At 51.1% G+C, this 21,363-nt stretch carries 1 protein-coding gene and 2 pseudogenes; all 3 read left to right on the forward strand.

Annotation, left to right across the window (positions count from 1 at the left end):
• Positions 1 to 11: 11 nt before the first annotated feature.
• A pseudogene (locus tag HHL17_RS34040) lies at positions 12 to 7,694 on the forward strand (amino acid adenylation domain-containing protein); the annotation flags it as partial.
• Between the two features lie 17 nt (positions 7,695 to 7,711).
• A complete protein-coding gene (locus HHL17_RS18190) occupies positions 7,712 to 16,561 on the forward strand; it encodes a non-ribosomal peptide synthetase (RefSeq protein WP_169226243.1) in 8,850 nt (2,949 codons plus the stop codon).
• Positions 16,562 to 16,830: 269 nt separating this feature from the next.
• Positions 16,831 to 21,360: pseudogene (locus HHL17_RS34045) on the forward strand (amino acid adenylation domain-containing protein); the annotation flags it as partial.
• Positions 21,361 to 21,363 lie beyond the last annotated feature (3 nt).

Genomic DNA, 21,363 nt, shown 5'->3' on the forward strand with positions numbered 1-21,363 from the left:
CATTGTCATTTGCGCAGGAACGTCTTTGGTTTATTGATCAGCTGCAGGGCAGCATTCAATATCACATGCCCTGGGTATTTAACATACAGGAAACATTGGATGTGGCTGCACTCGAGCGAGCTTTCCGCCGGGCAATTGACAGGCATGAAGTGTTACGCACCGTGATCCGGGAAAAAGATGGCGTAGGCTACCAGGAATTACTGCATGCAGCTGACTGGGCGCCGGTGTATGTCCATGAAGACCAGCTGGAGGCGGCGGGGACAGACGTACATCAATACCTGCTGACAGAAGTGGCGCGTCCATACGACCTTTCTGCGGATATGATGCTGCGGGTGCATGTGGTGACACGCCGGGATACTTCCTTTACATTACTGGTCATGTTACACCATATTGCCTTTGATGGCTGGTCAGTGTCTATTTTGGTAAAAGAGTTGGAAGCATTGTACCATATGGAAAGGAAGGGCAACGGAACAGCAGATTTACCATTGCCGCAATTGCAATATGCTGATTATGCAGCATGGCAGCGCTCTTACCTGTCTGGTGATGTATTGCAGGACAAACTGAACTACTGGAGAGAACAGCTGGCGGGCGTAGCTGCGCTGGACTTACCGCTGGACTATCCTAGACCTCCGCATCAGAGTGTTCGTGGCGCGGAAGTACGTTCCAGACTCCCGGAATCGCTGTATGGCCAACTGCATACGTTGGGTCATGCAGAGGGTACTACGCTGTATATGACACTGCTGGCTGTATTTAAAGTATTGTTGTTCCGCTACACCGGCCAGGAAGATATCTGTGTGGGAACGCCAGTTGCTGGTCGCCCGCTGCAGGAACTGGAGCACATGATCGGCTTCTTTGTCAATACATTGGCATTACGCAGCCAGGTAGAAGGCTGCATGACTTTCCGTGAATTGTTGAAACAGGTGAGAAATACCACCTTGTCTGCCTATGAACATCAGGACGTGCCTTTCGAAAAAATCGTAGAGACGTTGGGGATAGACCGTGATATGAGCCGCAGCTCGCTGATCCAGGTCATGTTTGTCATGCAGAATACGATGGACACCGCCAGGCTGCAGCTGGAAGACGTGATGATCACCGACGGTTTTGATAATGAAGTCACCTCCCGGTTTGACCTCAAGCTGACTGTCGCTGATATAGATGGTCATATCGACCTGAATATTAATTACTGCACAGATCTTTTCGATCATCAAACCATTGAAAGGATGCTGGGGCATTATGAACGCCTGCTATGGGCTGTTGTTGGTAATGCCGACAGTAAGCTGGGCGAGCTGAAGATGCTGGGAGAGGCAGAAGAACAGTTGCTGTTATACACGTTTAATGATACCAGGGTATCTTTTCCGGATAAAACAATCGTGGCGCTGTTTGAAGAGCAGGTAGCACGTACACCGGATAACGTAGCCGTAGAGTTTGAAAATGATGCGCTGACTTACTTTGAACTGAATGAGAAAGCGGAACTGTTGGGCAGTTACCTGCGCCGTCTTGGTGTAAGACCGGAAGTGCTGGTGCCTGTTTGCATGGACCGTTCTCTGGAAATGATGGTCTGCATCATGGGTATTTTAAAGGCAGGTGGTGCGTACGTACCTATAGATCCGGGTTATCCGGAGGAAAGGATCACTTTCATGCTGGAAGATACCGCAGCCCGTGTAGTGGTCACCCGGCAACAGTTCGGTCCGTTGCTGCGCTCAAAAGGACAGGTGGCCACAGTAGTGGAAATAGATGGCGAATGGGAACAGATCGGCCAATCGCCGGTGGAAGCTGCTACAGCGGTGTTGTGCCCCCATCATCTGTTATATACGATCTATACATCCGGTTCTACGGGCAAACCCAAAGGGGTGTTGCTGGAGCATCGCTCGCTGGTGAATTTCCTTTTCCATCAATGGAAGGAGTTCAGGATTGGAGAAGATGACCGCATCTTACAGTTTTATAATTATTGTTTTGACGCATCTGCTGAACAGATATTTCTGCCTTTGATCAGTGGCGCGGCGATGGTATTGATCAGGGATACGGTGAGATTGGACCTGCATCAGTTCGGGATATTCATGAAGGAGAAAAGAATTACGCATCTTCAGGCTACGCCCAGTTTCCACTACAATCTTGCCGCAGACAGTTATGGCGGGCTGAAACGCGTGGTGTCCGGTGGTGAAATCTGTAACATCGAATTGTGGAACCGCTGGAAAGGTGTTTGTGAGTTCTACAACAAATATGGTCCTACGGAAGCCGCCATTTCAGCGTCGGAATATCATTGTTTACCCGATGTAGATATATCAGCCCGAAAAGCGGTGCCTATTGGCCGTCCGGTATCCAACACACAGTTGTACATCCTGGATGGTGCTGGTGGGCTTGCACCGCAGGGGGCTATCGGCGAGTTATGCATAGGTGGGATACAGGTAGCACGAGGTTACCTGAACCGGCCGGAGTTGACAGCAGAAAAATTCATTGTTAATCCTTTTGTACCGGGCGACCGATTGTACCGTACCGGTGATCTGGCACGTTGGCTGCCGGATGGCAATATAGATTACCTGGGACGTCGGGACGATCAGGTAAAGATCCGTGGTTTCCGGGTGGAGCTGGGAGAGGTGGAGAGCGTGTTGCAGCGCTGTGCAGGCGTAAAACAGGCCGCCGTGGTAGCACGGGAGGATGGTAGCGGTACCCGTATGCTGATCGGATATATTGTACCGGAAGGGAATTTTGACCGGGTTGCGATACAGACGTGGTTATCTGATCAGCTGCCGGAATATATGGTACCTTCCATATTACTGCCGCTGGAGCAATTACCAGTGACTTCCACTGGTAAGGTTAACCGCAAAGCATTGCCGGAGGTGGATTTCAGAGGTCTTACAGCGGAGCGTTATGTGGCGCCTTCGGGAGTGCTGGAAGAACAGCTGGCGGAGATCTGGCAGGAGCTTTTGCGGATGCCGCGTGTAGGCGTTACCGATAACTTCTTTGAGTTGGGTGGTCACTCGTTGCTGATAACGCGCCTCGCTTCCGCTATCCGTCGGCGGATAGGCTGTGAGGTAAGCATACGGGAACTGTTCCAGTATACCACGATTACTGCCTTGTCGGCTCATCTGTCGGCCCGGCAGGAATCGGTTGTGCAACCGGCGATCACGCGTCGCACCGGCGTAGGTACGGCGCCGTTATCCTTTGCACAGGAGCGCCTGTGGTTTATTGATAAACTACAGGGCAGCCTTCAATATCATATGCCCTGGGTATTCCGGTTGGATGGCGAATTGGACATCGCAGCATTGACGGCCGCCTTCCGTGCTATACTGGAGCGTCATGAAGTGCTTCGCAGCGTGATCCGCGAAGAAGACGGCATAGGCTATCAGGAGGTACAACCAGTGGCAGGATGGTCCGCTGAATATATAACTGAATCCGATCTGATGGAAGCGGGCAGCGATACGGACAGTTATTTGTCTGCCGCCATTGACCGTCCCTATGATTTGTCGTCAGATATGATGCTGCGGGTGCATATCATTGCGCATCATGCGGATTCCCATACATTGCTGGTCATGCTGCACCATATCGCCTTTGATGGCTGGTCTGTATCGGTGCTGGTAGGGGAACTGGCAGCGTTGTACCGCAGCATCGGCGGCGGAGCAGAAATCACGTTGCCGGCGCCGGCGTTGCAATATGCGGATTATGCGGCGTGGCAGCGGGACCATCTTTCCGGAGCGGTGTTGGCATCTAAATTATCATATTGGCAGCAGCAGCTGTCAGGCGTGGCGGTACTGGACCTTCCGCTGGATTATGTGCGTCCGCCGCAACAGAGCGGCCGTGGAGGAGAAACCTGGCTGACGCTGGATGCAACATTATACGAAGGCCTGCAGGCGCTTAGCCTCGAAGAGAATGTGACGCTCTATATGACGTTACTGGCGGCATTCAAAGTATTGCTATATCGCTACAGCAGCCAGGAGGATATTTGTGTGGGCACGCCGGTGGCAGGTCGCCAGCATGAAGAGCTGGAAACACTGATCGGCTTTTTTGTAAACACGCTGGCATTGCGTAGCCTGGTGCAGGGACCAGCCGGTTTCCGTACCCTGTTGGCAGCAGTGCGGGCTACCACGCTGGCGGCCTTTGAACATCAGGAAGTGCCGTTTGATAAAATCGTTGATACGTTAGGGTTGGAACGTGATATGAGCCGTGGCGCTGTTTTTCAAGTGATGTTTGCGCTGGAGAATGTATTGGAAGGCGGTGAGCCGGACCTCGGTGATGTTACCCTGACAGCGGCATCCGCCAACACCCTGCCGGCGAAGTTTGATATAGAACTGAACGTTCGTGCGGGCAATGGAGGCCTGCAACTGCATGTACTATACAACCGCGATCTATTCCGGCCGGACAGTATGGAGCGGATGCTGGAACATTATACCACCTTGCTGCAGAGCATTCTGTCTGATCGTAACCAACCGGTAGATCAGCTCCCGATGCTGAAAGCGGCAGAACGGGAAACCCTGTTGTATGGCTTTAATAATCATCCAGCACCATGGAGTATATCACCTGAAAGTACACTGCTGGATTTGTTTGCGCAGCAGGCCGCAGCCAGCCCGTTGGTAGCCGCGGTGAAATACGGAGAAACAGTGTTGTGTTACCAGGAACTGGATGAACGCAGCAATCAGCTGGCGCATTACCTGCGTAGTCAGGGTGTGGGCCGCGGCATGCTGGTGCCGCTGTGCGCTGACCGCTCGGTGGAAATGATGATCGGCATACTGGGCATTCTCAAAGCCGGCGCCGCTTATGTGCCAATAGATCCGGAATATCCGGCAGACCGTATCGGTTATATGTTGACAGACACGCAGGCGCGTTTAATAGTACGTTACAGCACTTCACTGCCGGTAAAGGATTACAAAGGCACTATCATAGATCTGTCTGCCGACAGGGAGGTTATCAGCCATATGCCGGTTACTGTTCCTGCTGCGGTAAGCGCTGCCAGCGATCTGGCCTATGTGATCTATACCTCCGGTTCTACAGGGCGCCCTAAAGGCGTAATGGTAGAACATGGTCAGCTTCTGAATATCATTTACAGCTGGCGTAAACAGTACCGGTTGAATGAGTTCAGGCCAATACTATTGTCCCTGGCCAGCATTTCCTTTGATGTATTTACCGGTGATTATTGCAGGGCATTGACCAACGGTGGTACTATCGTGCTGGTCAACAAAGAGCAGCGGATGGACATGCAATACCTGGAAGCACTTATGGTGAGGGAAGGTATCAATATACTCGAGTCTACGCCGGCGCTGGTATTACAACTGGTACAACAATTCATGGCATCAGGGATACCAATGGAGCAGCTGAAATTGCTTGTTGTGGGATCGGACACATGCAACACCGTACACTATGAAACGTTACGCCGTTTCTGTAGTGATCATACCCGGTTGCTCAACAGTTATGGTGTGACAGAGGCCACGATCGACTCTTCTTATTTTGAAGGAATATTACCGCAGGAAGCGGTTACCGTACCGATAGGAAAGCCAATGGACAATATCCGGTATTACGTGCTGGACGAGGCTTTACAACCAGTGCCTATAGGCGTGACAGGGGAGCTGTATATCGGTGGCGCTGGTGTAGGCAGGGGGTATACCGGGGCGGCGGCAGCAGAGAACCATCGGTTCCTGCCGGACCCTTTCACCCACACCGGACGGATATACCGTACAGGAGATAAAGCAAAATGGTTGACAGATGGAACGGTCACCCTGGCGGGAAGAAAGGATGATCAGGTTAAAATATCAGGGTACAGAATAGAGACAACAGAAATTGAAAACCTGCTGAATGCTTTGCCTGCTATTCGTCAGGCGGTAGTGATAGACAAGGACGATACCAACGGTCACAAACGGCTGGTGGGCTTCATTGTAGCGGAAGCTCCCTATAACAAACAAGAGCTGCCCGGATACCTTAGAATGCACTTGCCGGAGTTTATGGTCCCTGCTGTATTTATCGATATAGAACAGATTCCTGTAACCGCCAATGGAAAAGTTGACAAAACACTCCTGCGGCATACAGATATTTCCGGCTATAGCTTTGAGGTACCCTATGTGGCTCCCCGTAATGAAACAGAGACCATCCTGGCGACTATCTGGCAGGAATTGCTGAATGTCCGGCAGGTAGGGATCAACGATAACTTCTTTGAACTGGGAGGAAATTCCATTATTTCCATTCAGGTCGTAAGCCGTGCACGCCGCATGGGATGTGAGCTGGAAGTGGGCGATCTGTTTATTCACCAGACCGTCGGGCGTATCGCCGCAGCCCTGGATGAGCGCATGCTTTCTGCTTCTGCGGCAGGTATCAGGGAGGAAGGAGAAAGCGGGTTGCTGCCGGTACAGCTGGACTACCTGGAAAATAAATGGAAGGTGGCGCCCGGCGATGGACTGTCGCTCCTTGTGCCTGTTCACAAGGAAGTATCCGTAACGCAGCTAACAGCGGTAATGGCATCGCTGTTGTCGCATCACGATAGCCTGCGGTTTACTTACCGGCAGCATGATTCCGGTGGCTGGCAACAGTACTATGGAGACGGCGATGTTGAAATTACCGTTGCTGATCTTTCCGCTGTGCCATTATCCGGGCTGGAAGCAGCTGTAGCACGTCATTGTGGCGAATGCCGGCAAAAACTGGACATCGTCACCGGAAAAGTGGTGACGGTATTGTTGATGGAAACCGGAGCAACAGAAACGTCTAACCGGCTTTTTATCGCTACACATTATTTGGTGGCAGACGATATCTCACAGAAAATATTGCAGGAAGATTTGACGCTCCTGCTGTCTGCCCTCAATGATGAACAAATGCCGTCCCCTGGCAAAAAAACAGCATCTTATAGCAGCTGGTACCGTCATCTGGAAGAATATAGCCGCAGTCGCCGGCTACTGGCGCAGACAGATTGGTGGGTTGCTATGAAGGAACGTTACCTGCCGTTGAAACAAGCTTCAGTGACAACGTATTCAGGAGCGATGAAACATCATCTCATCGCGCTGGATAGCACGTGGACAGCCCATTTGCTGGGTGATGCCTTACAGGTGTATCATATAGATGCCCGGGACCTCCTGCTTGCAGGCATGGCGATGACACTGTGTGGATGGAGCAACAGGGATGAGCTGGTGATTGGATTGGATGATATCGGCCGTACCGGAATTCCCGGAGCACCGGATGTAAGTCGCACGGTGGGGTGCTTCGCGGTGCAGTATCCGGTGCGTCTTTCCTGGCATGCCACACTACCGGCAGACGTCCTGTTGAAGAGTGTAAAGGAACACCTGCATCAGGTACCGGACAAAGGCATCGGCTACGGCGTGTTGCGCAGTATCTGTAAAGATACCCGTCTCTCCAAATCAGGATGGGATGTGTTGTTCAGGTTCCTGGAAGAAACAGACCGGATGGAGGCTCTGCATCCCGGAGAAACGCCACTTGTGATTGACAACGGATTACAGGATGGACAACTGGTGGTGTGCTGGAATTACAACAGCCAGTATTGGGACGAAACATTGATAACATTGCTATCGGAAAAATATATCCACTGTCTGCAGGAGCTTATTACGCATTGTCTGGACCAGAAGGCCCGCGGTATCACCTCCTATACGCCTGCCGATTATGGCCTGTCCGGTAAAGTATCGCAGGAAGAACTGGAAGGGTTTCTTAAAAACAACGATACCAGCGCCGACAACCCTGACCAGGATGATATCATGATTTTTTAACCCGTCAACATTTTAACATGGAAATCAAAGAATTTATCGAACATCTCAGGCAACACCATTTCTCCTTAACTGTCGACGGGACAAGGCTTATACTGAAAGCAGACAAGTTCAGACTGACAGAGGAGGAAGTAAATGCAATCAAAAATAACCGTGAGGTCATCGACTATATACGTACTAATAAAGAAGCGTTGATAGCTTACTTATCTGATTCAAAGAGTAAGACAGGCAATATATCCGCTATCTATAAACTGAGCCCGCTGCAGGGAGGTATGATGTTCCATAACCTCTATGATGAACAGAACGGTGCTTATCGTAACCAGCTGAGATGTGACCTGCGCGGAGTAGATGAGCAGGCCTTTATTGCAGCCTGGCAATACCTGCTGAAACAGCATAGCATCCTGCGAAGCAGCTTTCACCATGATGCCTTTCGTATAGCGGTGCAGTGTGTTCATGAAGATGTGAAAATGCCGGTGGAGTTACTGGATTACCGGCATCTTGCCCCTGAAGAACAGCAGGCTGTCATACTGGCGAAAGAAGAATCAGACCGCCAACAGGGCTTCGACTTCAAACAGGCGCCACTGATGCGTGTGGTACTGATGCGGCTTGGAGATGATCATTACCGCATGTTGTGGAGCTCTCACCATATACTGCTGGATGGCTGGTCCATGCCTGTACTGATAGAAGAATACCTGAGCACCTATAATCTGCTGGCGGCCGGAGAAACGCCGGCAGAACAACCTGAAGACCGATATGAAGATTATATCCGGTACCTGGAACAGTGCGATAAGGAACAGGAAGAAGCTTACTGGCGGCAATACCTGTCAGGGTTGGAAGAAGGTGTTTCGCTTCCCTTTATACCGGTATCGGAAAAACGAAGCCGTGGGGTGAGTGATTTCAGGGAAGAGGTATTCCCATTCGGAGAACAGCTTACAGCACAGGTTTCTGCCTATGCGAAACGAAATCGTATTACTGTCAATACTGTCATGCAGGGTGTATGGGCTTATCTGTTGAGCCGGTACACCGGCAACCCGGATGTCGTATTCGGTGCGGTCACATCAGGTCGTCCGGAAGACCTGCCTGGTGTGGAACGTCGTGTAGGCATGTATATTAATACCCTGCCGCTGCGCGCAGTAGTGAGTGACAATAATACGGTGGCTGAATGGCTGCGGGATATACAGCAGGACCAGCAGCGTTCACGCCTGCATCAATATACTGCCCTCACTGATATACAGCGCTGGTCGGGCATACAGGGTGAGCTATTTGACAGTATCATGGTATTCCAGAACTACCCGGTAGACGAGATGGTGGCGGCAACAGACTGGCGGTTGAAGGTGGAAAACCTGAAAGGTTTGGAACAAAGCTCTAACTATCCGTTACTGGTCAGATTTTCACTCGATAATAATATCCTCCTTCAACTGATATACCGGGAAGAATGGCTGGCCGCTGTTTATGTACAGCAGATCAAATCACACTTTGAACAGGTATTGCAACAGTTGGTAAAAACCGATGTGCTGCTGTTCAAAGATATCCGGTTGTTGAACGATGAGGCGCTGCGACAGTTATTACACGGGTTCAATGAACCTGCCATGGCTGTAGTAGCAGGACCGGAAAGTACGTTGATCACGTTGTTTGAAGAACAGGCAAGGCGGACGCCGGACAATATTTCGGTGGTGTATAAAGACAGGCAGCTGAGCTACCGGGAACTGGACGAACAGGCAGCGAAAATGGCTGTCAGCCTGCGGGGGATGGGCGTAGGGCCGGAACGCCTGGTGCCTGTATGTGTGGAGCGTTCTCCTGAAATGATCATCAGCATATTAGGTATCCTGAAAGCTGGTGGCGCATATGTGCCGATAGATCCTGCCTATCCGCAAACCCGGATTGGATACATTATACAGGATACAGCGGCCGAGGTAGTGATAGCAGGTGCCGCTCATACCCATAGTATCCGGGCTACAGGATATCAGGGCACTATCGTTGATCCGGCTGCCGTACAGCATCATGATGCGCCATTACCCGGAAACGGACCGGCTGCTGTTCCGCAAAATCTGGCCTATGTTATTTATACGTCTGGTTCTACAGGCGCGCCCAAAGGCGTCATGGTAGAACATCGCAGTATTGCCAGTTATATCCGCCATCAACAGGCGACGCTGAATATTACAGCGGAGGACAGGATATTGCAGTTGGCCAGTTATGCTTTTGATGCTTCTGTTGAACAGATTTTTCTTCCACTTAGCTCCGGAGCTAAACTGGTATTGGCTCCTGAGGCAATACGGCTCGACAGGGAACTGTTTGACCAATATATGGATGCACAGCAGATAACACATCTGCATGCCACGCCGGCTTTCCTGGAAACGCTCACTCCCGGCGGATATCAGCACCTGAAAAGGATGATATCGGGTGGAGAGGCCTGCAGCAAAGAACTGGCAGCGCAATGGGCGCCTTTCGTCAGCTTTTACAATAAATACGGACCTACCGAAGCTGCGGTATCTGTGGCACAATACCTGTATGACCCAGCGGCCGACCTCAGCTACACGAATGTGGTGCCGATAGGAAAACCGATGCCTCTCAACCGGCTTTATATCCTGGATAAAACGGGACAGCCCTTGCCACCGGGAGTAGCCGGGGAACTGCATATAGCTGGTATACAAGTGGCCCGCGGGTATCTGAACAATGAAGAACATACCGCTGCCTGTTTCGTAAATAACCCTTTCAGTGAGGGTGAAAAGATGTATAAAACCGGCGACATGGCCCGCTGGCTGCCGAATGGAACAATTGAATACATAGGCAGGGCAGATGATCAGGTCAAAATCCGCGGATATAGAATAGAACCCGGAGAAATCGTCTTTGCGTTGAAACAGTTACAGGGAGTGAAACAATGTGAAGTAATTGTCGCCGGTAATAATAACATCAAACGGCTGATAGCCTATGTGGTGGCCGATGATGCCTTTGATCAGGGGAACGCCACCGCGCAGCTGAAAAATACGCTCCCGGAATATATGATGCCTGCCGCTATTGTAAGGCTGGAGCAAATACCGCTTACTGCCAACGGCAAGGTGGACCGGAAAAAACTGTCCCGGCTGGATGAAGAGCTGTTGCCGGAAGCCCGTTTCCTGGCACCGCGCAATGCCATGGAAGAAGCATTGGCAGGTATCTGGCAGGAGTTGTTGTATGTAGAAAAGGTGGGTATCCACGATAACTTTTTTGATCTTGGCGGCGACTCCATCATTACCATCCAGGTGGTAAGCCGCGCCCGCCGCCTGGGTTATGAACTGCGGGTGGACGATATTTTCACCTACCAGACGATCGCCCGGATAGGAATGGTGTTGAAGGAACGGAAAAGTGAATTAACAGGAACGGATATACGGGAAGAAGGTGAAAGTGGATTATTGCCTATTCAAAGGGATTATCTGCAACAGGTATGGCCGGTGGCACCACGCTATAACCAGTCGCTGTTGCTGGCTGTCAATAAGCAGGTTTCTGCCCGGCAACTGTCTGAAGTGATGTCGCTGATACTGTCTCATCATGACGGCCTGCGCTTTGTATATCGGCAGGATGAAAACGGCAACTGGCAACAGTCTTACGGAGAGGTAGCTGAAACGGTATCTGTGGCAGATCTTTCCGGCACGCCCTCCTCATCGCTGGATGCCACGGTGGCGCGCTATTGCAGCGACTGCCGGCAACAGCTGGATATCAAAGCAGGGAAAGTGCTGCAGGTATTGCTGATGGAAACCGGAACAGATGAAACGTTTAACAGGCTGTTTATTACCGCCCATCACCTGGTGACAGATGGTATCTCCTGGAGGATATTATTGGAAGACCTGATGGTGTCATTGTCTGCTGTGAGCGAAGGGCAGCAACCGGTACTGGGTAAAAAAACAGCTTCTTACAGCAGCTGGCATCGCCACCTGGAGGCGTATAGCAGCAGCCGCAGGCTGCAATCCCAGCTGGACTGGTGGACTTGCCTGCATAATGCTTACCGGCCCTTGCAGTCTGCGTCAATTGCGGTGCAACAGGGTGAAATAAAATATCATGTTACGGAGTTGGACAAAAAGGCTACAACCCATTTGATGCATGATATCTCACCGGTGTATCATACGGAAATCAATGACCTGTTGTTGACTGCTTTAACGATGGCGTTATGTGGATGGAGCGGCCGTGACGAGTTGGTCGTAGGCCTGGAAGGCCACGGGCGTAACGGGATTCCGGGCGCTCCGGACGTGAGCCGCACGGTTGGGTGGTTTACCGTGAAATATCCGGTACATTTTTCATGGCGTACCGGCGAAACCGTAGGTGCGCTGATTAGAAATGTGAAAGAGCACCTGCACCAGGTGCCGGACAAGGGAATCGGATACGGGGTGTTGCGTAGCATCTGTAAAGACGCCCGTCTGACAGGCCGCAGCTGGGACGTGCTGTTCAACTATCTTGGCCGCACAGATAATGCTTTACCGGACAATGAATGGTTCAGGACTGCTACAGAATCAACCGGCGAGGATGCGCCGGTGGCTCATCCGGGATCAGAACCGTTATCTGTCAATAGTGTGTTGTCTGGTGAAAAACTGGTGGTCCGTTGGGATTACAACAACCAATATTATGATGAAGCATCCGTTGCGGCAGTAGCAGAAAAATATATACAATGCCTGCATCAGCTGATTACGCATTGCCTTGAACAGAAAGCAACGGGCGTTACCATATATACCCCGGCTGATTATGGACTGTCTGGTGAAGTGTCTGCTGAGGAGCTGGATGCTTTCCTGGGAGAAGTACAGCCGGACGGTCATACCAGGGGAGCAGCTATCTCCCGTTGTTACCGCCTTGGGCCATTGCAGGGAGGGATGTTGTTTCATAACCTGTATGATGGCGAGCGCGAATCATACCGTAATCAGTTAAAATGTGACTTATCAGAGGTAGATGAAAATGCTTTCATGAATGCCTGGCAATACCTGCTAAAGCATCACAGCATATTGCGAAGCAGCTTTCATCATGATGTATTCCGTATTCCGGTACAGTGTGTGCATAAAGAGGTGAAAGTACCGGTAGAGCTGCTGGATTATCGCCATCTGCCACAGGAAGAACAGCAGCGGGCCGTACAGGCGAAAGAAGAATCGGACCGCAGGCAACCGTTTGATTTCAGGCAGCCGCCGCTGATGCGGGTGGTGCTGATACGGCTGGACGATAAACGTTACCGTATGCTGTGGAGCTCTCATCATATACTGCTCGATGGCTGGTCATTGCCCATTCTCGTGGAGGAGTTCCTCTCCGCATACCATGAACTCGCAACAAAACAAACACCGGAAGAAAAACCGGAAGATCTTTATGAAGATTATATCCGCTATGTTTCGCAGCAGGACAATGAGAAGGGCGAAGACTACTGGCGGCAGTACCTGTCGGGCGTAGAAGGGGCAACCGTGCTGCCCTTTGTGTCTTCGGCTGCCATGCGTGTGCGAAATAGCGGTACCTACTGTGAAGAACTGCTGTCTATCGGTGAAGTACAAACGAATGATATCGCTGCATATGCCCGGCGTAACCGTATCACCACCAATACCCTGATGCAGGGTATTTGGGCTTTCCTGTTGAGCCGCTATACCGGCGAAGAAGACGTGGTATATGGCGCTGTCACATCCGGCAGGCCGGAAGACCTGCCTGGCGTGGAACACAGGGTGGGGATGTACATCAATACCCTGCCGCTGCGCACTGTTGTCAGAGATGAACGACAGGTAGGGAACTGGTTGCAGGATATACAGCAGGACCAACAACGTTCACGTAATTTTCAATATTCATCACTCTCTGAGATACAGCGCTGGGGAGGGATACAAGGAGAACTTTTTGATAACATCCTCGCTTTCCAGAATTATCCGGTGGCAGATGTGATTGCGGCATCGGCCCGAACGCTGAAGGTTGATAATCTCGAAATACTGGAACAGGCAGAGTATCCTTTCTATATTTCAGTAGGCGCTTCCCATGTTATCAGTGTACGCTTCTTCTACAATGCCGCGCTGATTGCCCCCCTGTATGTGCAGCAGATAAGCACCCATTTCAGCTCAGTACTGCAACAGATCATCCGGAATGATAGCTTGCTGATCAGGGACATACAGCTGCTCAACGATGAAGACCGGCACCAGCTGCTATTTGCATTCAATAGTGCTGCTACACCTATCCCATATGAGCGGAACAAGACAGTAGTGACGCTTTTTGAAGAGCAGGTTGCACGCACACCGGAGCAGGTTGCTGTGGTGTCCGGAAATATCTCTGTGAGCTATCGTCAATTGAATGAACATGCTAATCAGCTGGCTCACTATCTGCGTAAAGCGGGTGTCCGCCAGGAAGAAGTGGTACCGGTATGTATGCGCCGGCATCCGGATATGCTGGCAGCGATGCTGGGAATCATGAAATGCGGTGCTGCCTATTTACCGCTGGACCCGGAACATCCTGCCACCCGTATAGCATTTATCGCTAAGGATGCTGCCGCGGTTATCGCCTTGACTGATGAATTACTCAGTCCGTCCGCCGAAGAAGGGCTTCAGCAGGTCCGCCGGTTGCACATGACCGATGCGGCTATTACATCGGAAACGGTTGAAAATATACCAACAGCCATTGCTGCCCGCAACCTGGCTTATATTCTCTATACATCCGGGTCTACAGGAGAACCCAAAGGAGTGATGGTAGAACACGGGAACCTGACGGCCTATCTCGATAACAGTTTGATCAGGTACAACGGCGATGGCTCAGGTAGCCTGGCACACCTGGCTTATACTTTTGATGCGGCAGTAACCGCCATGTTCTTGCCACTGGTGGCGGGTAAAACAGTTTTCATGGCCGGAGATAATGCACTGGACGCATTCCGCAGTCTGCTGTTGAGGACTACGGACCTGGACTTCCTGAAACTGACGCCTGCACATCTGCCGTTGTTGGAAGATGCAGTGGCTATGGGAATGAAAATGCCTGGCAAAATTGTATTGGGAGGGGAGGCGTTGTATTTCGGACAGCTGCAAATGCTGGTGAAAGGACAACCGGTGACTATTATCAACGAATACGGTCCCACAGAAGCGACCGTCGGTTGTTGCGCCTATACATTGTCCTCGCAGCATATTTCTCCGGATGCGCATGGTCCGGTACCGATTGGCAAACCGTTTAACCATGTCCGGCTGTATATCGTGGACAAATACCTGGAGCCGGTGCCTTTGGGCGTACCAGGAGAGTTGTTGATAGGCGGCCTGCAAGTGGCCCGTGGTTATCTGAACCGCCCTTCCCTGACAGCGGAACGATTTATTGACAGTCCGTATGTAACCGGTGAGCGCTTGTACAGAAGTGGCGATATCGCCAGCTGGTTGCCTGATGGAAATATCCTCTACCATGGCAGGAAAGACGAACAGTTGAAGATACACGGTTACAGGATTGAAACAGGGGAAATAGAAAGTGCATTGAAACAGGTGGAAGGCATCAAAGATGGAAGGATCGTTGCTGTTGGAAGTGCGAAAGAGCCTGATCAACCGCAAAAAATACAGGCCTATGCGCAGGTGGACGCTACGTTGCTGCCGTTGCTGGCTAATTACCTGGCCATGTTTAACCGCAGGGAAATTCAGCCGCAAGAGCTGCATTTGCTCCCTAACGGATTACCCATCCTGAACGCTAACATCAACGAGGTAAGATATCTCTATCAGGAAATATTTATGGACCAATGTTACCTGCGGAATGGCCTGCACCTGCATGATGACAGCTGTGTAATAGATGTAGGGGCTAATGCCGGTTTCTCTACGTTATTCTTTCACCTGTTGAACAACCGTGCCAGGATCTTTTCATTTGAGCCGATCCCGGAAGTCTTTGGATACCTCAGTAAGAACCGGTCTCTTTATGGTATTCCCGGAAACGCTTACCAGTTGGCTGTTTCTGATAGCGAGGGACAATTGGATATTTCCTATTATCCTGAAGTCAGCATCGTGTCGGGCATCAATGAAAGCAGTGTGGAAGCGCGGGAACTCGTGCGGGCCTACATCAGGAACTCCGGCGGTAATGAGTTGAGCAATGAGGCGATAGATGAATTGCTGGATGCAAAACTGAGCAGCAGGAAGATTACCTGTCGCACCAAAACCATCTCCCGTATTATACAGGAGGAGCGGCTCGATAAAGTAGACCTGCTGAAAATAGATGTGGAGAATTCAGAAGAGTTTGTCATAAAAGGCATCGATGATGCTGACTGGTCCAGGATTCAGAGCGTGATCATAGAGGTGCATGATGTGGAAGGCCGTCTGGACAGAATATCCCGCACCCTGGAAGGCAGAGGCTTTCATATATATGTGGAGAAGGAACCTTCCCTGGCCGGTGACGATATTCTCTATAACATCTTTGCTTTCCGGCCTGAGTTGGAAAGGAATATGACAGGACCAGTACCGGAACAGGCGCTTCAGCGTAATGGCTGGCTTTCCCCAACGGAAATGATCACTAATATCAGCAATGGGCTGTTACAACGCCTGCCCGGGTACATGATGCCGACACAGCTATTTCTGTTGGACCACATACCGGTTACCACCAACGGCAAAACAGACCGTAAGGTGCTGCTGGCACTGCCGGCCAGCGTTAGCGGCAGCCAGGCTGGCCGGGAAATGGATGAAACAGAAACACAGCTGGCAGAGATCTGGAAAGAAGTGCTCGAGGTAGAAAGCGTGTTTCCCGGTGATAATTTTTTCCAACTGGGCGGAGACTCATTGCTGGCGATCCGGCTCATCTCCCTGATGCGGAAAAAGATGCAGACGGATGTATCGCTCAGCGCATTTTTCGAGCTGCTGACCATCGAAGAGTTGGCAAGGTACATCCGGATGGGCCAACAGAGCGGCCCGGCAGCACAGGAAGAATATGAAATGATTCAGTTGTAATCTCATCCTATAACTCCAAAACGAAAACGATCATGTCTGAACTTAGCCTGACGAAGGCGTTGAGATTACTGGAAAAGGCCAGGGAAACGGGAATAAAAGTATCACTGAAAGATGATCAGCTGGTGCTGGAAGTGCTGAAAGGGACGGCTGTAGACAAGAACCTGCTGGAAGAACTAAAAGCAGGAAAACTTTTGCTGATCAACTATTTCAGGAAGTACACCCGGGATGGCGCATATAACGCCGCAGCAGGACCTACCGCCGGAAAGGCCATGAGAGATGGTAAAGGTATTCCGTTGTCTTTTTCACAGGAGCGTTTATGGTTCATCGATAAATTACAAGGCAGTATTCAATATCATTTGCCCTGGCATTTCCGCGTCAACGGGAACCTGCAGGGCGACTGGCTGGAGAACGCCTTCATAACAGTGTTGCAGCGTCATGAGGTACTCAGGACGGTGATCCGGGAAGACGAGGAGGGTAACCCGCTGCAGCAGGTGCTGCCGGCAGATGGTTGGCAGTTGATGCAAATAACAGCAGCAGATGCCGTGCAGCAGGCAGGCTCCGTAGACGCATGGCTGGAGCGGTGTATTGTAGCGCCTTTTGATCTTGCACAGGATTGTATGCTCAAAGCATACCTGGTACGGGAACGGGCAAACGAATACCGGCTCCTGGTACTGTTGCATCACATTGCGTTTGATGGTGCTTCTATGGCCATCGTAGCAGGTGAACTGGCAGCGGCCTACAATGGTTTCGCGTCCGGCATACCTCCGCAGCTACCGCCGCTACCACTGCAATATGCAGACTACGCGGTATGGCAGCGTGAAATGATGAACGGAACAACATTGCAACAGGAACTTATATACTGGAAAAAAAAGCTGGAAGGGGTTACTGTATTGGAGCTGCCGCAGGACTATTACCGTCCGCCGGTACCGGGTATCAGCGGCAACGAGTTGTCATTATCGCTGGACAAAAAGATAAAAGAAGCATTGTCAGCACTCGCGCGGGAAGAAGGCGTGACGATGTTTACATTGTTACTGACAGTGTTCCAGTTGTTGCTGGCGCGATATACCGGGCAGGAGGATATTTGTACGGGCACGCCTGTTGCCGGCCGGCAATGGCAGGAGCTGGAAAAACTGGCCGGCTTTTTTATCAATACATTGGTATTGCGTAACCAGGTGAACACTTCCCAGCCTTTCCGGGAATTGTTGCACCAGGTGAAAGCTGCTACGCTGGAGGCTTTTGATCACCAGGACACACCTTTTGAAAAAGTGGTGGAAGCCATGGGGCTGGCAGGGGAAACGAGCCGTAACCCCCTGTACCAGGTGATGTTTTCACTGCATCAGGCATCGGGGACCACGCCACTGTCATTGCAGGATGTGACCTTGTCGCTGCAACACCAGCAGGTTACCACGGCTAAGTTCGACCTGTACATGAATGTCACTGACTTTGAAGAAGGGATGCAGGTGAGGATCACTTATTGCACGGACCTGTTTACTGAGAAGGCTGTAGAGGCCATGTTGCGGCATTACGAACAGCTGTTGTTATCGGTGCTTTCAGATAGGTCTGTTGCCGGTGGGTTGCTGCCGATGTTGACTACTGAGGAGAGCGTTGCGATATGCGACCGGCTTCGTGGTGCCAGTCAGCCGGAAATCCTGTCGGGTAAAGGATCAGGGCCGGACGTGATCGAACGGTTTGAACAACAGGCCAGGCTGGGTCCTGATAAGATAGCACTGGTATATGAACATCAACGGCTTACTTACCGGCAACTGGATGAAAGAAGCAATCAGCTGGCGCATTATCTGCAATCCCGTGGAATAAAGCCCAATGCACTGGTGCCTGTTTGTATGGAGCGGTCGCTCGAAATGATATGGGCCATACTGGGAATCCTGAAAGCAGGTGGGTGTTATGTGCCGGTGGACCCGGATTTTCCGGATGAGAGAATTGACTATATACTCCATGATATTTCCGCCACAGTCATCCTGACAGGGGGCGATCTGGTGCAACGGTTCCGTGATATGTCCACTACAAAAACATCTCCGGAGATAATTGCACTGGACCAGGACAGCAGGATGATCAGTGGGTACAGCGTCACAGCACCTGTGAGAGAGTTAGCCCCGTCAGGCCTGGTGTATGTGATCTATACTTCCGGTTCTTCCGGCCGCCCCAAGGGCGTGCTGGTGGAGCATCGCAACCTGAGTTGTTATCTCTCGGCGGTTCATGCCAAACTGCAACTGGATACCTGCGATAGTTACGCGATCCTGGCGAGTTTTGCTGCCGACGGAGTGGTGACAGCCATTTTTGCTGCCCTTTGTTCCGGCAGTAGTCTGCATGTTTTTAGCCGGTCATGTATTACTGACCTGGGTATGATGGAAGACTATCTTTCCGGGGAAGTGGTAGACTGTTTTAAAGTCACGCCATCTATACTGGAGTCGTTGCTGGCATACAGGGAACCACGACGTTTGATGCCCTTGAAAAAGTTGCTCATCGGCGGCGAGGGATTTACCTGGGAGCTGGTCAACCGTGTGCTGCCCTTATTGCCACCCGGCTGCCGCCTGTATAACCATTACGGCCCTACGGAAACGACTGTAGGTATCACTACGTATGAATTCCCCGGAACAAACATTAACCTGGTCAACAGGCTGGTACCTGTTGGAAGCCCGTTGGACCATGTGTACGGTATTGTACTGGACCGGCATCTTCAGCCTGTACCAGTTGGCGTTACCGGCGGATTGTATGTGGGTGGCCCCTTTGTTACCCGTGGTTACCTGAACCTGCCCGAAAATACAGCCGGTAGTTATATCAGCTATGAGATGGGTGAACATACGGTGAGGCTGTATAATACCGGCGATAGTGTCAGATGGCTGCCTGATGGTAACATTGCCTACCTTGGCAGAACAGACGACCAGATCAAAATAAGGGGCTATCGTATTGAACCTGCCGAAATTGAAACAGCCCTGCTGGAGATACCGGAAGTGAAAAAAGCAGCAGTGGCGGTAAGGGAAGACCATCGCCAGGAAAAAGCGCTGGCCGCCTATCTGGTAATGGATACTGTGCTCGACCGGGAAACCATCATTGCCCGGTTGAAAATGAAATTACCGGCTTATATGATTCCCGTATACTGGGTGCAGCTGGACGAGTTTCCGTTAACCGCTAATGGAAAGCTGGACAGACGCCGTTTACCCGCTGTATCAACGGAACATATGAATAACGCGGTGTACGAGGCTCCACGCAATCAAACAGAGGCAGTACTGGCGGAAATATGGCAATCATTGCTGGGTATCAACCAGGTAGGCATCTACGATAACTTTTTCTCCCTTGGCGGCCATTCGCTGCTCGTAACAAGGATGGTGTCTGCAATCCGGAAGAAACTAAAGACGGAAGTAACTATCCGGGATGTTTTCCGTTTTCCGGAGATTGCACCGCTGGCAGTCCACCTGAAGGAACAGCAACGTCCGTATACATTACCATCTGTGGCCCCACAGGCAAGGACCGGTAATATTCCCTTATCCTTTGCACAGGAACGGCTTTGGTTCATTGACAAACTTCAGGGAAGCTTACAGTATCATATGCCATGGATACTGCGTGTTCACGGCATGCTGGACACATCACGGCTGGAACGTGCGTTCCGGAGTATTGTCTGCCGGCATGAGGTACTGCGGACCGTAATACGGGAAGAGAATGGAACTGGCTACCAGCATGTACTTCCGGCTGATGAATGGCAACTGTATAAGGTCAGCGAAGAAGCGCTTGTTGCTGACGGCAGTACCGCAGATGCCTTTATAAAACAGCAAATGACCACTCCTTATCAGCTCTCGACTGATCAGATGCTGAAAGTGTTTGTGATAGAACGTACCCCTGCAGAATTTCTGATATTGGTTTTGCTGCATCATATTGCTGGTGATGGATGGTCGGTATCGGTGGTGGTGAATGAGCTGACAGCCTTTTATCAGGATGAAGATGCTCCGTCGCTACCCCCATTGGCTGTTCAGTACGCAGACTATGCCTTGTGGCAACGACGGTACCTGGAAGGCGATGTGCTGCAACATCAATTGCGATACTGGAAGAATAAACTGGAGGGGGTGACACCTTTCCGCATGTTGACGGACCATCCAAGACCGGCCCTGCAAAGTACCCGGGGCGCGGTGCTGGAGTCTGTATTGGATGCAGCGCTTACGGCAGCTTTGCAGGAATTGTCCCGCAAAGAAAAGACCACGCTCTTTATGACTTTGCTGGCTGCCTTTAAAGCATTGTTGTTCCGCTACACAGGTCAATCCGATATCTGCGTGGGGACAACGCTGGCCAATCGCACCCAGCAGGAGCTGGAATACCTGATAGGATTCTTCGTCAATGCACTGGCGATACGCACCAACATAGACGAGACGGACACTTTTACGGCGCTGCTGCAACAGGTAAGGCAAGCCACCCTGGAAGCCTATGATCATCAGGATGCGCCATTTGAAAAAGTGGTGGAAGTGGTGGCGGGCGACAGGGATACCAGCAATACGCCCATATTTCCTGTGATGTTTGTTCTACAAAACACACCGGTAGCAACAGCACTGGATATGGAAGGATTGGAATTGCATAGTGTACCATTTGATAACGTGACTTCCAAGTTTGATATTACTTTCAACCTTCGCGAATCCAATGGAATCATCAGGATGCATGTGGAGTATTGTTCCGATCTTTTTGAAAGAGCGACTATCGAGCGGATGGTAGCCCATTACAGGCAACTGTTGCTGGCGGTAACCAACAATGCTGCCATACTGGTAGGGGAAATTCCGCTGCTCACCACGGCAGAAAGAGAA

It is taken from the genome of Chitinophaga fulva (assembly GCF_012927205.1).
Lineage (GTDB): Bacteria > Bacteroidota > Bacteroidia > Chitinophagales > Chitinophagaceae > Chitinophaga > Chitinophaga fulva.